Below are 20,564 nucleotides of genomic sequence, written 5' to 3' on the forward strand. Positions count from 1 at the left end.
TGGAGACAGCCAGTTTACCAGCACCCTGTCTGTCAACTTCCACTTCCCCAAGATCCCGCGAAGAACCTAAAAAAAGCTCCCGGTCGGGAGCTTTTTTTATGGCTGCAGTTCAGGCCCGCTCTTCGGTCAGGGGGCTGACACTCAGCACGGGGGCGGCATCGATGCCGTCGGCATTCATCATGGCGGAGATGCGTTGCAGGGATGAGAGCAACAACCCCTGCTCCCAGTTCTCCAGCGCCTGAAAGCGTTGAATGAAACTCTCCTGCAAGGGGGTCGGAGCCTGGGCAAGCAGGGCGCGTCCCGCGTCAGTGAGCGTCGCATGCACCTTGCGTTTGTCGGTTTCGCTGCGAATGCGCTGTACCAGCTGGCGGCTCTCCAGTCGGTCCATGATGGTGGTCGCGGTGGCCTGGCTCATGTTGGTGTGATCCGCCAGCTGGCGCATGGAGATCTGGCCAAGCTCGTCGATCCCCTTGAGCAGCAGGAGCTGGGGCGAGGTCAGGCCGGCCTCCTTGATCAAGCGCTTGGAGTGCATGTCGATGGCACGGATGATCTGGCGCAGGGCGATCAGCACTTCATCATGTTTTTCCATGGGGTCTGGGTCATCGCAGAGCTGTGGAGAGGCGCGAAATTCTCCGCCTAATCCATAACAAGGTCAATATGGTTTTTGATGTAATGATTTCAGCTCTAATGAATCTTGTGTTAGGTTATCGGACAATTGCCCCATTCCAACCCGATATTTGAGGAGTGAAATCATGCATGACGAGCTGGATATCAAGTCCCTGGTTGCCGACCTGCGTGTGGTCAGAGTTCGCTATGAACTGCCGGATACCGCGGCGTTTGTGCGTTATCAACCTGCCTATGACGAGGACCCCAACAACCTCAAGGTACACCACTACGATGGTGAGCTGCCGCTCTCTTGCAGCAATACAGGTTCTTTCAGTCTAAAGGAGTTGGTCAATGAGTTGCGCTATGCCTATGTGCTGGTTCACCTCTTCCCCGACGAGAGTGCCATGAACTTTTATCTGGCGGGTCTGGACAACGGTTTGGCCCAGCTCGAGTTCATCGGTGGCTCCTATGACTTCAACCGCCTCTGGATCACCAGCGGTGTCTCCAATCTGGGGGTGCCCATGGCTATCTTCCTTGGCAAACGCCACGCAGTGAACGGTCAGCCGTCGGTGACCCTGGTGGATCACCGTGAGCAGGTGGCAGGTCGTCTGGCCTATCGCGCCATCGGCGGTGCCGGCGATCACGTGGGTGAAGAATTTTTCAACAACGACTAAGGAGGCCCGATGCGAGCAACCAAAGGGCTTTTGAAAGGCCTCAATCCCACCATGGCCATGACGGCCCTCACCGTCGTGACCCTCTTCCTGCTGTTCGGCGTCTTTGATCCGGATACCGCAGGCACCTGGTTTACCGGGGCCAAGGACACCATCATTGCTGGCTTCAAGTGGTATTACATCCTGGTGGTCGCCCTGTTCCTATTCTTCGCCGTCTACCTGATGTTCAGCCGCTTTGGCAGCATCCGGCTGGGCGACGACGACCAGGTACCGGAGTTTGGCTACTTTGCATGGTTCTCCATGCTGTTCAGCGCAGGCATGGGCATAGGCCTGGTGTTCTGGAGCATCGCCGAGCCCATGTATCACCTGCAGGGCAACCCCTTCATCACCGAAGGCATGACGCCGGAAGCGGCCCAGATCGCCATGCGCCTCACCTTCTTCCACTGGGGTCTGCACCCCTGGGCCATCTATGTGATCGTCGGCCTGTCGCTGGCCTTCTTCAGCTACCGGCGCAAGTTGCCGCTGGCCATCCGCTCCGTGCTCTATCCCATTCTTGGCGATCGCATCTACGGCTTCTGGGGCCATGCCGCCGATGTGCTGGCGGTGTTCGGTACCGTGTTCGGGGTGGCGACCTCCCTTGGGCTGGGCGTCTCCCAGATGAACACCGGCCTCAACCAGATGTTCGGCATGGGCGTGTCACAAGCGAACCAGCTCTGGCTCATCGGTGGCATCAGCCTGATTGCCACCCTGTCGGCCATCTCCGGTGTCGGGCGCGGGGTGAAGATCCTCTCCGAACTCAATATCTGGTTAAGCGTGTTCGTGCTTGGCCTCTTCCTGGTGCTGGGGCCGACCACCTACATCCTCAACGCCTATGTGCAGAACATCGGTGATTACCTGCAGAACATCGTCAAGCTGAGCTTCTGGACCAATACCGAAGCCAACGGTACCTCGGCCTGGCAGTCTAGCTGGACCGCGTTCTACTGGGGCTGGTGGATTGCGTGGGCACCCTTTGTCGGCATGTTCATCGCCCGCATCTCCAAGGGCCGCACGATTCGTGAATTCGTGCTCGGTGTCCTGCTGGTGCCCTCCCTGCTCGGCATGCTCTGGCTCACCGTGTTCGGCGGGACAGCCATGAACCTGGAGCTGTTCGGTGGCGGCGGCGTAGTGGAAGCGGTCAATCAGGATGTCACCATGGCGCTCTACAAGACGGTGGAACTGCTGCACTGGGAGACCTTCGGCTGGATTGCCAAGGGGGTGCTGACCCTGCTTATCTGCACCTACTTCATCACCTCCAGCGATTCGGGCACGCTAGTGATTACGACGCTGCTCTCCATCGGCGATCAGGATCCCCCGGTGCTGCACCGCGCCATCTGGGGGCTGGGCCAGGGGCTGGTCGCGGCCATCCTGCTGGTCTCCGGCGGGCTTGCCGCCCTGCAGGCCGCCAGCATCATCGCCGCGCTGCCCTTCTCGGTCATCATGCTGGCCATGTGCTACTCCCTGATGCAGGGGCTCAAACAGGAGAGCCAGCACCAGTTCGAATACAGGCAGAAGCTCAAGCGCCATCCGGGGTCGGACAATCTGAGCCTGATGGATCGCATCGGTCCGGGCTGATGACAGGTTCGGTCAAACGAAAGGGGAACCTCGCGGTTCCCCTTTTTCATGCCTGTTCGGCGGTCGGTAGTTACAGCATCTGCTTGAGTCGATAGAGCAGGTCAAGGGCCTGTCGCGGGGTCAGCTCGTCCGGGCGTACTGCTGCCAGCTCCTCCACCACAGGATGGGGTTGCGGGGCGAGAGTGACCGGAGCCGGACGGCTTTCGCCGGCGGCCACCGGAGTGGCACTCTCCAGCTCATGCAGCTTGTGGCGGGCCTGGTGGATCACCGATTTCGGCACCCCGGCCAGCGCCGCTACCTGCAGGCCGTAGGAGCGGCTGGCCGCACCTTCCTGTACTGCGTGCATGAAGGCGATGGTGTCGCCGTGCTCCACCGCATCAAGGTGGACGTTGGCCAGCCCGCTCATCAGCTCGGGCAGGCGGGTCAGCTCGAAGTAGTGAGTGGCGAACAGGGTGTAGGCGCCAATCTTGCTTGCCAGCTGCTCGGCGCAGGCCCAGGCCAGGGAGAGGCCGTCGTAGGTGCTGGTGCCGCGGCCAATCTCGTCCATCAGCACCAGACTGCGGGCGGTGGCGTTGTTGAGGATATTGGCGGTTTCGGTCATCTCCACCATAAAGGTGGAGCGGCCGGAGGCGAGATCATCCGACGCCCCGATGCGGGTGAAGATGCGGTCGATGGGGCCGATGCGGGCGCTGTCGGCGGGCACGAAGGCGCCGATATGGGCCAGCAGCACGATGAGCGCAGTCTGGCGCATGTAGGTGGACTTACCGCCCATGTTGGGGCCGGTGATGATCAGCATCCGCCGCTCCCGCTCCAGTCGTATCGGGTTGGCGATAAAGGGGTCGGTCATCACCTGCTCCACCACCGGATGGCGGCCCGCCTCGATGAGGATCTGATCCTCGTCGATGAGTGTGGGGCAGCGATAGTCGAGGGTCTCTGCCCGCTCCGCCAGGTTGGCCAGCACGTCCAGCTCCGCCAGTGCGGCAGCAGACTCCTGCAGATCGCCGAGGTGGGGCAGCAGGGCGTCGAGCAGCTCTTCGTAGAGACGTTTTTCCAGCGCCAGCGCCTGGGCCTGGGCGGTGAGCACTTTGTCCTCGTACTTCTTCAGCTCATCGATGATGTAGCGCTCGTTGTTTTTCAGCGTCTGGCGGCGGATGTAGTGGGCCGGCACCAGGTGGCTGTTGGCACGGCTCACCTCGATGTAGAAGCCGTGCACCTTGTTGTAGCCCACCTTGAGGGTGTTGATGCCGGTGAGCGCCTTCTCCCGCTCCTCGATGCGGGCCAGGCTGGCGGTGGCGCCATTGGCGAGATCCCGCAGCTCGTCCAGCTCCTGATTGAACCCTTCACGGATGACGCCGCCATCGCGGATGAGCACCGGCGGCACCTCCATCACGGCACGCTCCAGCAGGTCGAACAGCTCGGGGAAGATACTTGCCCGCTCGCGCAGCTGCTGCACCGCCTCGTGCTCGCTCTCCGCCAGCAGACGCTGCAACTCGGGCAGCTGAGCAAAAGCCTGCCGCAGCCTGGTCAGATCGCGCGGGCGTGCACTGCGCAGGGCGAGACGCGCCAGCACCCGCTCCACGTCGCCGACCTGGCGCAGCAATCCGCCCAGCTCGTCATAGAGGTTCTGCTCGATGAGCTCCTTGATGGTGCTCTGGCGACCTTTGAGGATCACCCGATCGCGGATCGGCTGGTGGATCCAGCGCTTGAGCAGGCGGCTGCCCATCGGCGTGGCGGTGCAATCGAGCACGGCGGAGAGGGTATTGTCGTGACCGCCGGCCAGATTCTGGGTCAGCTCCAGATTGCGGCGGGTGGCGGCATCCATGATGACCGCATGATCGGGCTGCTCCAGGCGCACGCTGCGAATGTGGGGCAGGGCGGTGCGCTGGGTGTCTTTCACGTACTGCATCAGGCAGCCGGCGGCGCACAGGGCGGTCTCGCTCTGCTCGACCCCAAAGCCCACCAGATCCTGGGTGCCGAACTGCTGGCACAAGAGCTTGCGGGCGGTGCCGAGCTCGAACTCCCACTCCGGGCGGCGGCGCAGACCGCGGCGACCCTCGACATGGTGCAGGAAGGCGAACGATTCGGGGTAGAGCAGCTCCGCCGGATTGGTGCGTTGCAGCTCCGCCAGCAGGGTCTCTTCTTTCTCGAACTGGTTGATGAAGAAGCGTCCGGAGCCGATGTCCATGGTGCCGTAACCGAAGCGGCGGCCATCGTGGTAGACGGCGGCGATCAGGTTGTCCTGCCGCTCGCTGAGCAGCGCCTCGTCGGAGACGGTACCCGGGGTGATGATGCGAATGACCTTGCGCTCCACCGGCCCCTTGCTGGTGGCGGGGTCCCCCACCTGCTCGCAGATGGCGGCCGATTCGCCGAGCTGTACCAGCTTGGCGAGATACCCCTCGATGGCGTGATAGGGCACCCCGGCCATCGGGATGGGGCTGCCGGCCGACTGGCCGCGCTTGGTCAGGGAGATGTCGAGCAGCTGGGAGGCCTTGCGGGCGTCGTCGTAGAAGAGCTCGTAGAAGTCGCCCATGCGATAAAACAGCAGGATCTCCGGGTTCTCGGCCTTGAGGGTCAGATACTGCTGCATCATGGGGGTGTGGGCGCTCAAGTTGGCGCCTGGCGCTTGGTATTGTGCTGTCATGTGCTATTCCAGAAGGTGCTCTTGCGGGCAAACGTCTGCCGTCATGGGTCTGAATCTGGGGGCCATTCTACATGCTCGAGGCAAGATGGTGAGGAGGAATCTCCGTCTTGGGGGCAAAGCCGGCGTCCCGTCGCGGATCTGTGCATCCGGCTGATGCTGACCAGAGTGGCCTGGGGGGAGCCTGGCCGAGAAGAGGCATGGGGGAGGAGAAATAGCATCCCCGCACGGATGCGGGGATGGGAGAGACGGGGAGAGTGTCGCCCTCAGTACATGGCTTCGTCGCCGCTCAGCATCTCGTGCAGTTTGGCTTTCTGCTCGGGCGTCAGCACCCGGCTCACCTCGAACAGGTAGTGGGCGCGATGGTAGCGGGCCTCGGCCTGTACGTCGCTGATGGTCTGCAACTGCTTTCTCGCCGCCACTTCATCCCATTTGCCGGACTTGATCATGTTGACGATGACATCCTGGCCGATTGCGTCGAGCTTGATGGAGCCCAGCTCCCTGGTGGCCTGCTCGCGCAGCCCCTTGATCTGCTCCACCTGGGCGCTGGAGAGGTTCAGCTCCTGGGCCAGGGAGGTCTCGCTCTGCAGCTCGGCGGTGCCCTCGGTGGCAAAGGCATGGGTGGCGATACACATTGCGAGGGCTGTCATGGCGACGTTGAACGGATGCTTCATCCGGCTTTCTCCTTGGTCTGATGGGATGGATACCGCATGCATGGCGGTGTTGGTACATGATAACGAGCAGCCATGTACTGGAGCTTAAGCGACGACAACTTGCTGACGCAGTGGCCCCGGGGTCGGTTGCCCGAGGGGCGGGGCAACTGCATAATAAGCGCCATATTTCGCCTGGAAGAGGCCGGAAGAGGACGCGATGATGGGACTTGAAGCAGAGATCTCCCGCTTATCCCGGGAACTGGGCGAGGCACTGCTGGCCAGAGGCTGGCTTGCCGCCACGGCGGAATCCTGCACCGGTGGCGGGGTTGCCACTGCCATCACGGATACTGCCGGCAGCTCGGCCTGGTTCGATCGCGGTTTTGTGACCTACACCAACGAAGCCAAACAGCAGATGCTCGGCGTCAGCATCGACAGCCTGTTGCGCCACGGCGCCGTCAGCGAACCCGTGGTGCTGGAGATGACCCGGGGCTGCCTGGCTCGCTCCGATGCGGGTATCTGCGTGGCCATCAGCGGTATCGCCGGGCCGGGTGGGGGCAGCGAGGAGAAACCGGTCGGCACTGTCTGGTTTGCCTGGGCAGATCGTACCGGTCGTCACCACTCCCTGCTTGCCCGTTTCGATGGGGATCGCCATCAGGTGCGCCAGCAGGCGGTCAGACAGGCCTTGTCCGGACTCCTGGCACTGCTCAAATAAATTGGGCTTGATACTGTATGCATAAACAGTATACTTAGCCCAACTTCACTTCTTACTCACGATTCCCAGCGGAGATTGGCATGGATCAGAACAAACAGAAGGCACTGGCGGCTGCGCTGGGCCAGATCGAAAAGCAGTTTGGCAAAGGCTCCATCATGCGTCTGGGCGACAGCAAGACCATGGATATCGAAGCCATCTCCACCGGCTCTCTCTCTCTGGACGTGGCGCTGGGGATCGGTGGTCTGCCGTGCGGTCGTATCGTCGAGATCTACGGTCCGGAATCGTCCGGTAAAACTACGCTGACCCTGCAGGTGATCGCCGAAGCCCAGAAGAAGGGCAAGACTTGTGCCTTCGTCGATGCGGAGCACGCACTGGATCCTATCTATGCCGCCAAGCTGGGCGTCAACGTCGACGACCTGCTCATCTCCCAGCCGGATACCGGTGAACAGGCACTGGAGATTTGCGACATGCTGGTGCGCTCCAATGCCGTCGACGTCATCATCGTCGACTCCGTGGCTGCCCTGACTCCGAAAGCGGAAATCGAAGGGGAGATGGGTGACTCCCACGTCGGCCTGCAGGCCCGACTGATGTCCCAGGCGCTGCGTAAATTGACCGCCAACATCAAGAACGCCAACTGCCTGTGCATCTTCATCAACCAGATCCGGATGAAGATCGGTGTCATGTTCGGCAGCCCGGAGACCACTACCGGTGGTAACGCTCTGAAGTTCTACGCCTCTGTGCGCCTGGACATCCGTCGTACCGGCGCCATCAAGGAAGGTGACGAAGTGGTCGGTAACGAGACCCGCGTCAAGGTCGTCAAGAACAAGGTGGCGCCACCTTTCAAGCAGGCTGAATTCCAGATCTTCTATGGTGCCGGCATCTCCAAGGAGGGCGAGCTGGTGGATCTCGGCGTCAAGCACAAGCTGATCGACAAGGCGGGGGCCTGGTACAGCTACAACGGCGAGAAGATCGGCCAGGGCAAAGCCAACGTGATGAAGCTCTTCTCCGAAAACAAGGCACTGGCTGCCGAGGTGGAAGTGAAGCTGCGCGAGCTGCTGCTCTCCGGCGCCGCGCCGGTGGAGGAGAAGGCCACGGCTGCCGAATACGCCGAGTTTGAAGCCGAAAACGAACAAGAGTTCGAATAAGGAATGAGGAAAGGCCGGGTTGATACCCGGCCTTGTTGTTTATGGTGGATGAATCAGTGAACGAGCCGGGCGAGCCCGTCGAATTGACCTTTGAAGAGCTGGTCGTCGCCGCCCGCGCCTTTGCCATGCGTAGTCTTGCCCGCCGCGAAAGTGCGGAGTCCGAGCTGACCAGACGCCTGCGTCAGAAGGGATTCGAGGAGGAGGTGGTCGCCGTTGTACTCGACCATTGCCGTGGCTATGGCTGGGTCAATGACGATCGTTACGGTGCCATGGCGGTGCGGGCTGGTGCGGCCAAAGGCCATGGTCCGCTTAGGATCCGCTTCGACCTGCGCCGCAAGGGGCTGGATGACACCCAGATCGAGGCTGCCCTGGATCAACCCGAGCTCGATTGGTTCGAACTGGCGCTTGCGTTGTTGTCGCGTCGGGCAAAGGCGACCGACCTTGCCGACTTCAAACTGCGCATGAAGTGGCTCAAATATCTGATGGGGCGTGGTTTTACCCAGGAACAAGCCCGTTACGCCCTCTCAGCCATGCAAGGTGAGCAATAGTGGCGCGCCGAGGTTGAACACCTATGGGCAACGGGTGTGCGGTGCGGCTGGTGGGGAATATCAGCCCTTCGCCGAGTCTGTCGATGGCTGCCCTGTGGTCGAGCGAGGCATCCCGAAGCCCCCCTGTTGCGACGTCCTTGCGGGTGCTGCAGCCAAACGCTGGCCCCTTGGGGGCTATTTCACCCGCCAAGGGTCCCCACGTTTTACTTTATCCTGCAGAAAACTTACATTAATGCGGTTAAAAGTCCGTATTCGAATCAAGCAGGATTTTCCATGTACATGTCCACGTCAGAGATTCGCACTGCGTTTCTCGAGTATTTCCGCACCCAGGGACACCAGGTTGTCTCTTCCAGCTCGCTGGTACCGCACAACGATCCGACCCTGCTGTTCACCAACGCAGGGATGAACCAGTTCAAGGACGTGTTCCTTGGCGCCGACAAGCGTGCCTATCACCGTGCCACCACGGCCCAGCGTTGCGTGCGGGCTGGCGGCAAGCACAATGACCTGGAAAACGTCGGCTATACCGCCCGTCACCACACCTTCTTCGAGATGCTGGGCAACTTCAGCTTCGGTGACTACTTCAAACAGGACGCCATCCGGTTTGCATGGGAATTCCTGACCGGTACCCTCAAGCTGCCCAAAGAGCGCCTGCTGGTGACCGTCTACGCGACTGATGACGAAGCCTTCGACATCTGGGAAAAAGAGGTCGGCGTGCCAGCCGATCGCATCGTGCGCATCGGTGACAACAAGGGTGCTCCTTATGCATCCGACAACTTCTGGGCCATGGGCGATACCGGCCCATGCGGTCCCTGCACCGAGATCTTCTACGACCACGGCGATCACATCTGGGGTGGCCCTCCCGGTTCACCGGAAGAGGATGGCGACCGCTTCATCGAGATCTGGAACGTGGTCTTCATGCAGTTCAACCGTCAGGCTGACGGCACCATGGAGCCGCTGCCCCGTCCGTCCGTGGATACCGGCATGGGTCTGGAGCGTATCTCCGCCATCATGCAGGGGGTGCACTCCAACTATGAGATCGACATCTTCCAGGCGTTGATCAAGAAGGCGGCCGAGATCGTCGGCACCACGGATCTGAGCAACCAGTCCCTGCGCGTCATCGCGGACCACATCCGTTCCTGCGCCTTCCTGGTGGCTGACGGAGTCATGCCCTCCAATGAAGGTCGCGGCTACGTGCTGCGCCGCATCATCCGCCGCGCCGTGCGTCACGGCCGCAAGCTGGGTGCTACCGACGTGTTCTTCTACAAGCTGGCTGCCGAGCTGGCCGTGCAGATGAAGGATGTGGCGGCGGAACTGATCGCCCAGCTGCCGCTGGTCGAGCGAGTGTTGCGCATCGAGGAGGAGCAGTTCGTCCGCACGCTGGACAGAGGTCTGCTGCTGCTGGAAGACGCCCTGGCCAACCTCGGTGATGCCAAGGTGATCCCGGGGGAAGTGGTGTTCAAGCTCTATGACACTTACGGCTTCCCGGCCGACCTGACCGCCGACGTGGTGCGCGAGCGCGAGATCGGCATCGACGAAGAGGGCTTCAAGGCCGAGATGGAGAAGCAGCGCGCCCGCGCGAAAGAGGCTTCCAGTTTCGGCGTGAACTACAACGACGTGCTGAAGCTCGATTTCGAGACCCCCTTTACCGGTTACAAACAGCTGAGCCAGAACACCCAGGTGGTCGGTATCTACAAGGATGGTGTCGAGGTCAATGGCCTCATCGCTGGTGAAGAGGCCGTGATCGTGCTGGCGGAGACCCCCTTCTATGCGGAGTCCGGCGGTCAGGTGGGTGACAGCGGCATCCTCAAGGTGGATGACGGCATCTTCGCCGTCACCGACACCCAGAAAGCGGGCAAGGCGATCATCCACAAGGGCTATCTGGAACTGGGTACCCTGGAGAAGGGAGCCGAGGTCGAGGCCGTGGTCGATGGCGACCGTCGTCAGGCCATCGCCCTTAACCACTCCGTGACTCACCTGCTGCACGCGGCCTTGCGCCAGGCGCTGGGTGAGCACGTGACCCAGAAAGGATCCCTGGTGGGCGCCGAGCGCATGCGCTTCGACTTCTCCCACTTCGAAGGGCTGACCATGGCGACTATTCGCCGGATCGAGGAGCTCGTCAACGCCCAGATCCGTGCCAACCACGAGGTGGCCACCCAGCTGATGGGGCTGGAAGAGGCCAAGTCAGCCGGTGCCATGGCGCTGTTTGGCGAGAAATATGAAGACGATGTGCGTGTGGTTCGCATGGGCGACTACTCCACCGAGCTGTGCGGCGGTACTCACGCCAAGCGCACCGGTGACATCGGCTTCTTCAAGATCATTGCCGAGAGCGGCATCGCGGCTGGCGTGCGTCGTATCGAAGCGGTCACCGGCAAGAGCGCCATCGATCTGATGCACCAGCTGGGTGAACAGATCGAAGAGGCCGCCGCGTTGGTGAAGGGCGATCAGTTCTCCATCGCCGACAAGGTGCGCCAGGTACTGGACAAGGCCAAGATGATGGAGCGCGAGCTGGAACAGCTCAAAGCCAAGCTGGCGGCGCAGGCGGGTAACGACCTGCTGAGTCAGGTCATCGACATCAATGGCCAGAAGGTGCTGGTTGCCGCCCTGGAAGGGGTCGACCCCAAATCCCTGCGCGGCATGCTGGACGAGCTGAAGAACCAGATGAAATCCGGTGTCGTGCTGCTGGCAACCAGCAGTGATGGCAAGGTCAACCTGATCGCGGGCGTGACCAATGACCTGACCGGTAAGGTCAAAGCTGGTGAGCTGGTCAATCTGGTGGCCCAGCAGGTGGGTGGCAAGGGCGGTGGTCGTCCCGACATGGCACAGGCGGGTGGTACCCAGCCTGAGGCGGTGCCGGCGGCGCTGCAATCCGTTCACTCCTGGCTGGAAGAGCGCCTGTAAGCGGGCGAGGTGATCTGTGGCACTCTATGTACAGAAGTACGGTGGCACCTCGGTCGGCACGCTGGAGCGGATCGAGGCAGTTGCTGAGCGGGTTCAACTGACCCGTGCCCAGGGACATGACGTGGTGGTGGTGGTCTCCGCCATGTCGGGCGAAACCAACCGGTTGCTGGGCATGGCCCAGCAGCTGGACCAGGATGCCAACCGGCGCGAGATGGATGTGCTGATCTCCACCGGCGAGCAGGTCACCATTGCGCTGCTGGCGATTGCGCTCAACAAGCGCGGTTGCCCCGCAGTCTCGATGACCGGTGATCAGGTCCGCATCCACACCGACTCCGCCTATGGCAAGGCGCGCATCACCCGTATCGACACCGAGCAGGTGGAAGCCGCACTCGGTGCCGGCAAGGTGGTAGTGATTGCCGGTTTCCAGGGGCGCGATGAGCACAATGCCATCACTACCCTGGGCCGAGGTGGTTCGGATACCACCGCGGTGGCCGTGGCTGCGGCCATCAAGGCCGATGAGTGCCAGATCTTTACCGATGTGGACGGGGTGTATACCACGGATCCGCGCATCGAGCCCAAGGCGCGTCGCCTCGATACCATCACCTTCGAGGAGATGCTCGAGATGGCGAGTCTCGGTGCCAAGGTGTTGCAGATCCGTTCGGTCGAGTTCGCGGGCAAGTACCGCGTGCCGCTAAGGGTGCTGTCGAGTTTCGTCGACGGAGAGGGAACCTTAATCACATATGGAGGTGAGAGGATGGAAGCACCCCTGGTATCCGGCATTGCGTTCAATCGCAACGAGGCCAGCCTGACCATTCTGGGTGTGCCGGACAGGCCGACCGTGGCCGCGCAGATCCTGAATCCGATCAGCGACGCCAACATAGATGTCGACATGATAGTGCAGAACACCATGGGGGATGGCACCGCCGATTTCACCTTCACGGTGAATCGCGATGATTATCGCCGGGCCCGCGCCTTGCTGGAGGAGACCGCCAGCGAGCTGGGGGCCGCCTGCGTGCAGGGCAACGGAGAGATCGCCAAGGTCTCCATCGTCGGGGTCGGCATGTGGAATCATCCTGGTGTAGCGCGCACCATGTTCAAGGTATTGGGTGAGGAAGGGATCAACATGCAGCTGATCTCCACCTCTGAAATCAAGATATCCGTGGTGATTGACGAGAAGTACCTGGAGCTGGCCGTGCGTTCGTTGCACTCGGCGTTCGGGTTGGATCAAGAGCCTCATGAGCAGCCCTTGGGAAACAATCCCTGATTGATTTAGTTTCAACCATTTACCATATCGGTATCTTTGTAAGATAATGGCGCATATCGATATAAATACAAAACAGGATACAGGAGCAAGCGAATGCTTATTTTGACTCGTCGTGTAGGGGAAACCCTGATGATTGGTGACGAAGTAACCGTTACCGTACTGGGCGTAAAAGGGAACCAGGTTCGTATCGGTGTGAATGCACCGAAAGAGGTTTCCGTACACCGCGAAGAGATCTACATGCGGATACAGGCCGAGAAAGTCCCGGGCCAACCGAATTTCTAAGCCATTTCATGGCTGCCTGAAGGCGACATCCCGGATGTCGCCTTTTGTTTTTCAGGGGCCTGCAAATCGGCCTGCAGAGCGCGTAACTACTGGGTAAGTGTCGATATTGCTTGAATATTCCACTCTTTGGCCAAATGCTGAGCGAACGCTCTGTTTTCTCCAAAAAAGTGTTTGACTAAAAATCCCTGTGAAGTATTATCAGCCCCGCAAACGGAGAGGTGGCCGAGAGGCTGAAGGCGCTCCCCTGCTAAGGGAGTATGCGGCTTATACCCGCATCGGGGGTTCGAATCCCCCCTTCTCCGCCATTTTGCGCCCGTAGCTCAGCTGGATAGAGTACCTGGCTACGAACCAGGTGGTCAGAGGTTCGAATCCTCTCGGGCGCACCATATTTGACTCTTGGAGTCATGTGTTGACCATCAGCAAGTCGGCACTAAAGAAGGCTTACTGTTGAGTAAGCTTTTTTTATCGTTTGAAAACAGGGCGCCCGTAGCTCAGCTGGATAGAGTACCTGGCTACGAACCAGGTGGTCAGAGGTTCGAATCCTCTCGGGCGCACCATACTTTATGAGCGCCCGTAGCTCAGCTGGATAGAGTACCTGGCTACGAACCAGGTGGTCAGAGGTTCGAATCCTCTCGGGCGCACCATACAGACAGCCTCGACGTCAGCCGGGGCTGTTTTTTTATGGGCGATATCCTCCTCCCCATCATGGGGTTGTCTCTCTCGTATCCTTCTCCCTGACGCCCCCACGGGGGACGGTTCCCCCTTGCTGCACGTGCCCCTGGGTCACCACTCTCCACGTATCTTGCCTGGCAGGCTGCTGACGCATCCCATGGCCGTGCCTGTGGCGACCTGGGGGCCCGAACCATGCGCATCTATGCTGTGCGGGGCTGGCGCCCTCTGGCGGTCTGCTGTGGCGTTTGGCGGGCAATAAAAAAGGATGCCGCGGCATCCTTTCATGTCTTCGTTGAGAGAATCAGCTTTTCAGCCACTTGCGGATGCGGTTGGCATCCCCGACAGGGGTGCGTTTGCCCACCGAGTTGAGCAGTACGATGGCGAGCTCCTGACGATCCGGTTTGGCACGCATCAGCAGGCAGCGGCCCGCCTCGTCGGTATAGCCTGTCTTGGAGAGGCGTACATCCCAGTCCGGGTTCTTCACCAGGGGGTTGGTATTGTTGAACATCAGGCTGTAGGCCGGCTTGTGAAAGCGCATCTCCCTGCTGGTGTCCTGGGTGAATTCACGGATCAGCGGCTGTCGATAGGCCGCAGAGAGGAGCTTGGCCAGATCCTGGGCGGTGGAGACGTTGCGGGTGGAGAGACCGGTGGAGTCATAGTAGCGGGTGTTGCGCATGCCGAGCTGTCTGGCCTTGTTGTTCATGGCGCGGATGAAGGCTTGGCGACCCCCCGGGTAGTGGCGGGCAAGCGCCGATGCCATGCGGTTCTCGGAGGACATCAGCGCCAGATGCAGGGCGTCGCGGCGGCTGACCTGGGTGCCCATGCGCACCCGTGAATAGGTGTGCTTGATGTTGTCCCTGTCGTTCTGATCGATGGTCAGGGTCTGATTGAGGTTCTGGCGGGCATCCAGCACCACCAGCGCCGTCATCAGCTTGGTGAGGGAGGCGATGGGGCGCACCCGGGTGGGGTTTTTCTGATACAGGGTCTTGCCGGTGTTGACGTCCATCACCAGGGCACTGCCCGACTTGAGCTGCAGCTTGGCCGGGTCGGGGGTCGCCAGGGCTGTCTGCGAACCCAGCAGTCCCATCAATCCACCTACCAGCGCGATTGCGCGAATCCAACACCCCATACAACCAACTCCATCCACAGCGAAAAAAGGCGCTAGATTCACTCATTTTTGCCCCTGCTTTACAAGAGCGAGCAGGGGGAATTCGCCACTATTTTCCATAAAAAAGGGCCGCCTGTGGGCGACCCTGTGGCTTGTCTCACTCTCTGGAGACGCCGGGCTTGCGTCTGCTCCACCAGCGCCAGACCAGAGCGATGAGGCCGCCCACCAGCAGCACGACCGGCAGGTAGAGAATGACGCTGAGAAACTGGGACTCATACTGCGCGGCCAGCTTGGTGTGGCTCAGGTAGTAACCCAGCCCGACCAGGGGGCAGATCCACATGATGGAGCTGATCAGGTTGACCACCAGGAAGCGCCCCTGGGGGATCTCGTTGGCGCCGACGATATAGGGGTAGGCGGTACGCACGAAGGCGATGTAGCGGGCGGTGATCAGGGTGATGATGCCGTACTTGTTGAGCAGGTAGTGCACCTTCTCCTTGTGCTTGTCATCGAGATGGGACATCAGCCTGTGATACATCCGGGTGTGGCCGAGGAAACGCCCCTGCATGTAGCCAAGCCAGGTACCGACGAAGGTCGCCATGATCAGCAGCGGGACCACCGCCATCGGCAACACCCCCTGATAGATCAGCACGCCGGTCAGGATCAGCAGGGTATCCCCTGGCAGGAAGGCGGTGGGGATAAAGCCATTCTCGAGCACCAGGAAGGTCAGCAGGACGACATAGACCATGAAGACCATCTTGGGATCAGAGAGTGTCGCCAGATCCTGATGCATAAAGGCGTGAGCCAGGTGGTAAAACTGCTCCATACATGCAAACTCCGCAGGTTAGCTGGGTTGGTCGGTCAAGGGCATGGCAAGTACCTTGTCGATGCGCAGGCCGTCCATATCCACGATTTCCAGTTGCCACTGTTCCAGGGTGACCAGGTCTCCGGTCTGGGGAAGGCGGCCAAGGAGCAGCATGATAAGCCCTCCAAGGGTGTGATAGTGATGTTTTTCTTCTTCCGGCAGACGAACCAGCTCCAGACAGTCCTTCAATTCTGGCAGTGGAATGAGGCCGTCGAGCAGCCAGCTGCCGTCGGCGCGCTGGAAGGCCCAGTTGTCCTCCCCATCTTCCTGCTGGAAGTCGCCGGCCAGGGTTTCCAGCAGATCCTGCTGGGTGACCAGCCCCTGCAGCTCGCCATATTCGTCCACCACCAGCACCATGTGCTCGGAGTGGGTACGGAAGTGGTTGAGCAGCTCCAGGCCGTTGAGGGTCTCCGGCAGCAGGCTGCCGTCCTGGGTCAGCGCCGCCAGATCGATGGGCTCTCCCTTGATGTAGGCGTGCAGCACCTTGCTGACGTTGAGGATGCCGACGAGATCCGACAGGCTGCCGTCACAGACAGGGAAGAAGCTGTGGCGATACTCCACCAGACGTTGGAGGTTCACTTCCAGTGGCAGTGACAGGTCCAGATAGCGGATGTCGCTGCGCGGCACCATCAGGGAGGCCAGGCTGCGTTCGTCGAGGCGGAACACGTTGCGCAACATAGTGTGCTCATGGTCCTCGATCACCCCCGCTTCGGAGCCCTCCACCAGCATGGCGTGGATCTCCTCCTGAGTGACGTTGTTGCTGCTGCGCTGATCGACCCGCAGCAGCCGCAGGCTGGCGTTGGTGGAGGCGGAGAGCAACCAGACGAAGGGACGGGTCAGGGTCGCCAGCCAGAGCATGGGGCGGGCTACCAGACAGGCGATGCGCTCGGCGCTGAGCTGTCCGAGGCGTTTGGGCACGAGCTCCCCTACCACGATGGAGAGATAGGTGACCAGCACGACCACGATGACGGTGGCGAGCAGGCTGCTGCTCTTGGGGGAGAGCCCCCACTCCTGCAGCCAGAGAGCGAAGGGCTGGGCCAGCAGGGACTCGCCATAGATACCGTTGAGCAGACCGATGCTGGTGATGCCGATCTGCACGGCGGAGAGGAAATGGGTCGGATCTTCCCCGAGCTTGAGGGCGATGGCGGCGGAGCGGCTCCCTTCGCTCGCCATTTTGGCGAGACGTGCCTTGCGTGCCGTCACGATGGCGATTTCCGACATGGCGAAGACGCCATTGAGCAAAATCAATCCAAACAGGATCAATATTTCCATACTGCAGCAGCACTCCCGATAGAAAAGACCGCTGGCAGTGTAATGAATTTGCGGGCTCTGCGCTTGTGAAAGGAGGTGATTTGGCTCGTGAATTTTTGAATATCGCCCCGGCGGGAGGGATAAAACCGCGGGGCAGGAGAGGGAGAACTGAACCCCTGACATGAAAAAGCCCCCGATAAACGGGGGCTTGTCATGTTGCGCTGTGGCTTAGAGCGCGGCGATCTCGGCCTGCTGGGCTTCCAGCTTGGTCAGCTGGAGACGGTAATCTTCCAGCTTCTCGCGCTCCTTGATGATGACCGCTTCCGGCGCCTTGGCGACGAAGGCTTCGTTGCCGAGCTTGCCTTCGATGCGGCCGCACTCGCCCACCAGACGGGCCACCTCTTTGGCCAGACGGGCCAGCTCGGCTTCCTTGTCGATGAGACCGGCCATCGGGATCATCAGCTCGGTGGCACCGATCAATTTTTTGACCGACAGCGGGGCGGTTTCACCGGCCGCCAGTACGCGGATGGATTCCAGACGGGCCAGCGACTTGAGGAAGGCCTCGTTGTCAGCGGCGCGCTGGGCATCCTTGGCATCGCACTGGAGCAGCACGTTGAGGGGCACGCTCGGGGCCACGTTCATCTCGGCGCGGATGTTGCGGATGCTGACGATGAACTCCTTCACCCACTCCTGATCCGCCATCGCGGCGTCGTCCACCTTGGCGGCGTCGAACTCCGGGAAAGCCTGAATCATGATGGTGTCGGCGTGTACGCCAGCCAGCGGGGCGACCGATTTCCAGATGGTCTCGGTGATGAACGGGATGATCGGGTGTGCCAGGCGCAACAGGTTCTCGAGGACGCTGACGAGGGTGTGGCGGGCAGCGCGCTGCTCGGCCTCGGAGCCCTTGGTCAGTACCGGCTTGGTCAGCTCCAGATACCAGTCACAGAACTGGTTCCAGATAAATTCGTACAACACGCCGGCCGCGATATCGAAGCGGTAGGTATCGAGCGCGGTACGGAAGTCACGGATGGCCACTTGCAGCTGGGACTGGATCCAGCGATCCGCCAGGCTGAACTGCATCTCGCCACCATTCCCTTGCGAAGAGAAGCCACAATCCTGATCTTCGGTGTTCATCAGCACATAGCGGGAGGCGTTCCACAGCTTGTTGCAGAAGTTGTTGTAGCCATCCAGGCGCTTCATGTCCCAGTTGATGTCACGACCGGTGGAGGCCAGCGCCGCCAGGGTGAAGCGCAGGGCGTCGGTGCCGTGGGCATTGATCCCTTCCGGGAACTGCTTGGCGGTGCGCTTGGCGATCTTCTCGGCCATCTGCGGCTGCATCATGTTACCGGTGCGCTTCTCCAGCAGGTCTCCCAGGGAGATGCCGTCGATCATGTCGAGGGGGTCCAGCACGTTGCCCTTGGACTTGGACATCTTCTGGCCTTCTTCGTCACGGATGAGGCCGGTGATGTAGACGGTCTTGAACGGAACTTGCGGCTGGCCGTTTTCGTCCTTGATGAAGTGCATGGTCATCATGATCATCCGGGCAATCCAGAAGAAGATGATGTCGAAGCCGCTCATCAACACGTCGGTCGGGTGGAAGGTCTTGAGCGCTTCGGTGTTGTTCGGCCAGCCCAGGGTGGAGAAGGTCCACAGGGCGGAGCTGAACCAGGTGTCGAGCACGTCTTCGTCCTGACGCAGCACGGTCACGGACGGGATGCTGTGCTTGGCGCGCACTTCCTCTTCGTTGCGGCCCACGTAGACGTTGCCGGCATCGTCATACCAGGCCGGGATGCGGTGACCCCACCACAGCTGACGGGAGACGCACCAGTCCTGAATGTCGCGCATCCAGGAGAAGTACATGTTTTCGTACTGCTTCGGCACGAACTGGATGCGGCCATCTTCCACCGCCTCGATGGCGGTCTTGGCCATGGGGGCCACGCGCACGTACCACTGGTCGGTCAGCATGGGCTCGATGGGCACGCCGCCGCGATCGCCGTAAGGCTGTTGCAGCACATGATCCTTGATCTCGGCCAGGAGGCCCAGCTCCTCCAGCTTGGCGACGATGGCCTTGCGGGCGGCGAAGCGCTCCATCCCGGCGAACTCGGTCGGCAGAGCGGCGTCATAGGCGGTGCTCGGGTTGCCATTGGTATCGACCACTTCGGCCTCGGCACGCACGTGGGCGTCCAGGGTGAAGATGTTGATCATCGGCAGGTTGTGGCGCTTGCCCACTTCGTTGTCGTTGAAGTCGTGGGCCGGGGTGATTTTCACGCAGCCGGTGCCCTTCTCCATGTCGGCATGTTCGTCGGCAACGATGGGGATCAGACGGTTCACCAGCGGCAGCAGGATGTGCTGGCCGATCAGCGCCTTGTAGCGCGGGTCTTCCGGGTTCACGGCCACGGCGGTATCACCCAGCATGGTTTCCGGGCGGGTGGTGGCGACGATCAGGTGATCCTGGCCTTCGGCGGTCTTGGCGCCGTTGGCCAGCGGGTAGCGAAGGTGCCACATGTGGCCCTTGATCTCGCGGTTTTCCACTTCCAGGTCGGAGATGGCGGTGTTGAGCTTGGGATCCCAGTTCACCAGACGCTTGCCGCGGTACATCAGGCCATCTTCGTAGAGACGGACGAACACTTCCTGCACGGCGGCGGAGAGGCCCTCATCCATGGTGAAGCGCTCGCGCTCCCAGTCCACGGAGTCACCCAGACGGCGCATCTGACGGGTGATGGTGCCGCCGGACTCTTCCTTCCACTGCCAGATCTTGTCGATGAAGGCTTCCCGGCCGTAATCGTGGCGGGTCTTGCCCTCTTCTGCGGCGATCTTGCGCTCAACCACCATCTGGGTGGCGATACCGGCGTGGTCGGTACCCGCCTGCCACAGGGTGTTCTTGCCCTGCATGCGGTTGTAGCGGATCAGGGTATCCATCAGGGTCTGCTGGAAGGCGTGACCCATGTGCAGGCTGCCGGTGACGTTCGGCGGCGGGATCATGATGCAGAAGGAGTCTTTGCTGGTGTCGCCGTGGGGCTTGAAGTAACCCTGGGCTTCCCAGTGCTGGTAGAGCGCCTGTTCGATGGCGTTGTGATTAAAAGTCTTTTCCATGGTCTCGCCGTATTCTGGATGGATGGATTCTGGTGTTGATTCGTCGTGGATCGAGGGTGGCACAGTCAGGGCTGCGCCGGATCCGGTGCGGCAAGGACGGGCTGATCCCTCATCTCGAGGGTATGGCCCGCCTGGCGATAGTGCTTGTAGCGCTCGCGGGCTTGCTGCTTTTGCGTTTCGTCAGTGGGGACAAAATCTACCACTTGAGCGAAGTGTCCTGCAAACAAAGGTGTCTGCCGGGCCAGGTTGATGAGGCAGGCATAGCGCCGCCGTGGCGGCTGATGGCCTATCTCCACCGGAGCCTGACCGCTCTCCCCCTGCAACTGGTGCGGTACGAAGCGATCGGGCGGCAACTGCCACAACAGCTCGTCCAGACGCAGGGCCTGGGCCTCGTCGTCGCAGAACAGATAGAGGTGGCCGCCACTCCAGCCATCGGCCGCAAGTTGGCAGGCGAGGCGCTCGACGGCGGAGGCATCCGCATCATCGGGCTGGCTCATCAGGTAAAAGGTCACTTGGCTCATCAGGTCGGTCCCGTTTGGCTGTGACGGAC

Annotated in this window: 16 protein-coding genes and 4 tRNA genes; 12 read left to right on the plus strand and 8 right to left on the minus strand. The window is 61.0% G+C overall.

Going from position 1 to position 20,564, the window contains the following annotated elements; all coding sequences use genetic code 11:
- Window positions 1–109: 109 nt before the first annotated feature.
- Window positions 110–589, minus strand: a complete 480-nt coding sequence (locus PG887_RS05015) for a MarR family winged helix-turn-helix transcriptional regulator (protein ID WP_010672813.1) — start codon at window positions 587–589, stop codon at window positions 110–112.
- A gap of 163 nt (window positions 590–752) precedes the next feature.
- On the opposite strand from PG887_RS05015, the gene PG887_RS05020 reads away from it, so the two are divergent.
- The gene (locus tag PG887_RS05020) at window positions 753–1,280 is read left to right on the plus strand and encodes a hypothetical protein (protein WP_270821259.1); all 528 of its coding nucleotides are present in this window, start codon (window positions 753–755) and stop codon (window positions 1,278–1,280) included.
- Between the two features lie 9 nt (window positions 1,281–1,289).
- Window positions 1,290–2,888, plus strand: coding sequence for a BCCT family transporter (locus PG887_RS05025; RefSeq protein WP_270821260.1), 1,599 nt, complete (start codon window positions 1,290–1,292; stop codon window positions 2,886–2,888).
- Between the two features lie 70 nt (window positions 2,889–2,958).
- Here the strand turns inward: PG887_RS05025 and mutS are convergent, their stop codons facing one another.
- Window positions 2,959–5,529 (minus strand): DNA mismatch repair protein MutS, encoded by a 2,571-nt coding sequence (gene mutS, locus PG887_RS05030; RefSeq protein ID WP_270821261.1) that lies wholly within the window; start codon window positions 5,527–5,529, stop codon window positions 2,959–2,961.
- A gap of 263 nt (window positions 5,530–5,792) precedes the next feature.
- Window positions 5,793–6,200 carry a Spy/CpxP family protein refolding chaperone gene (locus PG887_RS05035; protein ID WP_039040926.1) on the minus strand — a complete coding sequence of 136 codons (408 nt, stop codon included), beginning with the start codon at window positions 6,198–6,200 and terminating at the stop codon, window positions 5,793–5,795.
- 199 nt (window positions 6,201–6,399) lie between these two features.
- On the opposite strand from PG887_RS05035, the gene pncC reads away from it, so the two are divergent.
- From pncC to PG887_RS05085, 10 genes are all read left to right on the plus strand, one after another.
- Window positions 6,400–6,891, plus strand: coding sequence for a nicotinamide-nucleotide amidase (gene pncC / locus PG887_RS05040; protein ID WP_029313644.1), 492 nt, complete (start codon window positions 6,400–6,402; stop codon window positions 6,889–6,891).
- Window positions 6,892–6,971: 80 nt separating this feature from the next.
- On the plus strand, window positions 6,972–8,036 hold the full coding sequence (gene recA / locus PG887_RS05045; protein ID WP_043154135.1) for a recombinase RecA: 1,065 nt from the start codon (window positions 6,972–6,974) through the stop codon (window positions 8,034–8,036).
- 41 nt (window positions 8,037–8,077) lie between these two features.
- On the plus strand, window positions 8,078–8,584 hold the full coding sequence (locus PG887_RS05050) for a regulatory protein RecX (protein ID WP_270821262.1): 507 nt from the start codon (window positions 8,078–8,080) through the stop codon (window positions 8,582–8,584).
- 273 nt (window positions 8,585–8,857) lie between these two features.
- Complete coding sequence (gene alaS / locus PG887_RS05055) at window positions 8,858–11,482, plus strand: alanine--tRNA ligase (RefSeq protein WP_270821263.1); 2,625 nt, start codon at window positions 8,858–8,860, stop codon at window positions 11,480–11,482.
- A 16-nt stretch (window positions 11,483–11,498) separates the two neighbouring features.
- Window positions 11,499–12,746 carry an aspartate kinase gene (locus tag PG887_RS05060; protein WP_010672822.1) on the plus strand — a complete coding sequence of 416 codons (1,248 nt, stop codon included), beginning with the start codon at window positions 11,499–11,501 and terminating at the stop codon, window positions 12,744–12,746.
- A gap of 93 nt (window positions 12,747–12,839) precedes the next feature.
- Window positions 12,840–13,028 carry a carbon storage regulator CsrA gene (csrA, locus tag PG887_RS05065; protein ID WP_005315760.1) on the plus strand — a complete coding sequence of 63 codons (189 nt, stop codon included), beginning with the start codon at window positions 12,840–12,842 and terminating at the stop codon, window positions 13,026–13,028.
- A gap of 212 nt (window positions 13,029–13,240) precedes the next feature.
- Window positions 13,241–13,333 (plus strand) — tRNA-Ser (locus PG887_RS05070).
- Window positions 13,334–13,337: 4 nt separating this feature from the next.
- A tRNA-Arg gene (locus tag PG887_RS05075) sits at window positions 13,338–13,414 on the plus strand.
- Window positions 13,415–13,508: 94 nt separating this feature from the next.
- Window positions 13,509–13,585 (plus strand) — tRNA-Arg (locus PG887_RS05080).
- 10 nt (window positions 13,586–13,595) lie between these two features.
- Window positions 13,596–13,672: transfer RNA gene (locus tag PG887_RS05085), tRNA-Arg, on the plus strand.
- A gap of 329 nt (window positions 13,673–14,001) precedes the next feature.
- Here the strand turns inward: PG887_RS05085 and pbpG are convergent.
- The 5 genes from pbpG to PG887_RS05110 all read right to left on the minus strand — a co-directional run bounded on the left by pbpG (window position 14,002) and on the right by PG887_RS05110 (window position 20,535).
- A complete protein-coding gene (pbpG, locus tag PG887_RS05090) occupies window positions 14,002–14,787 on the minus strand; it encodes a D-alanyl-D-alanine endopeptidase (RefSeq protein ID WP_010672955.1) in 786 nt (261 codons plus the stop codon).
- 178 nt (window positions 14,788–14,965) lie between these two features.
- Window positions 14,966–15,631, minus strand: a complete 666-nt coding sequence (locus tag PG887_RS05095; RefSeq protein WP_010672956.1) for a DedA family protein — start codon at window positions 15,629–15,631, stop codon at window positions 14,966–14,968.
- 18 nt (window positions 15,632–15,649) lie between these two features.
- Entirely contained in the window at window positions 15,650–16,942 is a 1,293-nt protein-coding gene (locus PG887_RS05100; protein WP_029313724.1) for a hemolysin family protein, read from the minus strand.
- A 207-nt stretch (window positions 16,943–17,149) separates the two neighbouring features.
- The gene (locus PG887_RS05105) at window positions 17,150–20,014 is read right to left on the minus strand and encodes a valine--tRNA ligase (RefSeq protein ID WP_270821264.1); all 2,865 of its coding nucleotides are present in this window, start codon (window positions 20,012–20,014) and stop codon (window positions 17,150–17,152) included.
- A 65-nt stretch (window positions 20,015–20,079) separates the two neighbouring features.
- Window positions 20,080–20,535 (minus strand): DNA polymerase III subunit chi, encoded by a 456-nt coding sequence (locus PG887_RS05110; protein WP_201985204.1) that lies wholly within the window; start codon window positions 20,533–20,535, stop codon window positions 20,080–20,082.
- Window positions 20,536–20,564: the final 29 nt, after the last annotated feature.

Origin of the sequence: Aeromonas sp. QDB14 (assembly GCF_027707845.1) — a bacterium.
Taxonomy (GTDB): domain Bacteria; phylum Pseudomonadota; class Gammaproteobacteria; order Enterobacterales; family Aeromonadaceae; genus Aeromonas; species Aeromonas caviae.

Coding starts and splice junctions, on each gene's coding strand:
- PG887_RS05015 (WP_010672813.1), bottom strand. CDS start 589: ATGGAAAAACATGATGAAGTGCTGATCGCCCTGCGCCAGATCATCCGT.
- PG887_RS05020 (WP_270821259.1), top strand. CDS start 753: ATGCATGACGAGCTGGATATCAAGTCCCTGGTTGCCGACCTGCGTGTG.
- PG887_RS05025 (WP_270821260.1), top strand. CDS start 1,290: ATGCGAGCAACCAAAGGGCTTTTGAAAGGCCTCAATCCCACCATGGCC.
- mutS (WP_270821261.1), bottom strand. CDS start 5,529: ATGACAGCACAATACCAAGCGCCAGGCGCCAACTTGAGCGCCCACACC.
- PG887_RS05035 (WP_039040926.1), bottom strand. CDS start 6,200: ATGAAGCATCCGTTCAACGTCGCCATGACAGCCCTCGCAATGTGTATC.
- pncC (WP_029313644.1), top strand. CDS start 6,400: ATGGGACTTGAAGCAGAGATCTCCCGCTTATCCCGGGAACTGGGCGAG.
- recA (WP_043154135.1), top strand. CDS start 6,972: ATGGATCAGAACAAACAGAAGGCACTGGCGGCTGCGCTGGGCCAGATC.
- PG887_RS05050 (WP_270821262.1), top strand. CDS start 8,078: ATGGTGGATGAATCAGTGAACGAGCCGGGCGAGCCCGTCGAATTGACC.
- alaS (WP_270821263.1), top strand. CDS start 8,858: ATGTACATGTCCACGTCAGAGATTCGCACTGCGTTTCTCGAGTATTTC.
- csrA (WP_005315760.1), top strand. CDS start 12,840: ATGCTTATTTTGACTCGTCGTGTAGGGGAAACCCTGATGATTGGTGAC.
- pbpG (WP_010672955.1), bottom strand. CDS start 14,787: ATGGGACTGCTGGGTTCGCAGACAGCCCTGGCGACCCCCGACCCGGCC.
- PG887_RS05095 (WP_010672956.1), bottom strand. CDS start 15,631: ATGGAGCAGTTTTACCACCTGGCTCACGCCTTTATGCATCAGGATCTG.
- PG887_RS05100 (WP_029313724.1), bottom strand. CDS start 16,942: ATGGAAATATTGATCCTGTTTGGATTGATTTTGCTCAATGGCGTCTTC.
- PG887_RS05105 (WP_270821264.1), bottom strand. CDS start 20,014: ATGGAAAAGACTTTTAATCACAACGCCATCGAACAGGCGCTCTACCAG.
- PG887_RS05110 (WP_201985204.1), bottom strand. CDS start 20,535: ATGAGCCAAGTGACCTTTTACCTGATGAGCCAGCCCGATGATGCGGAT.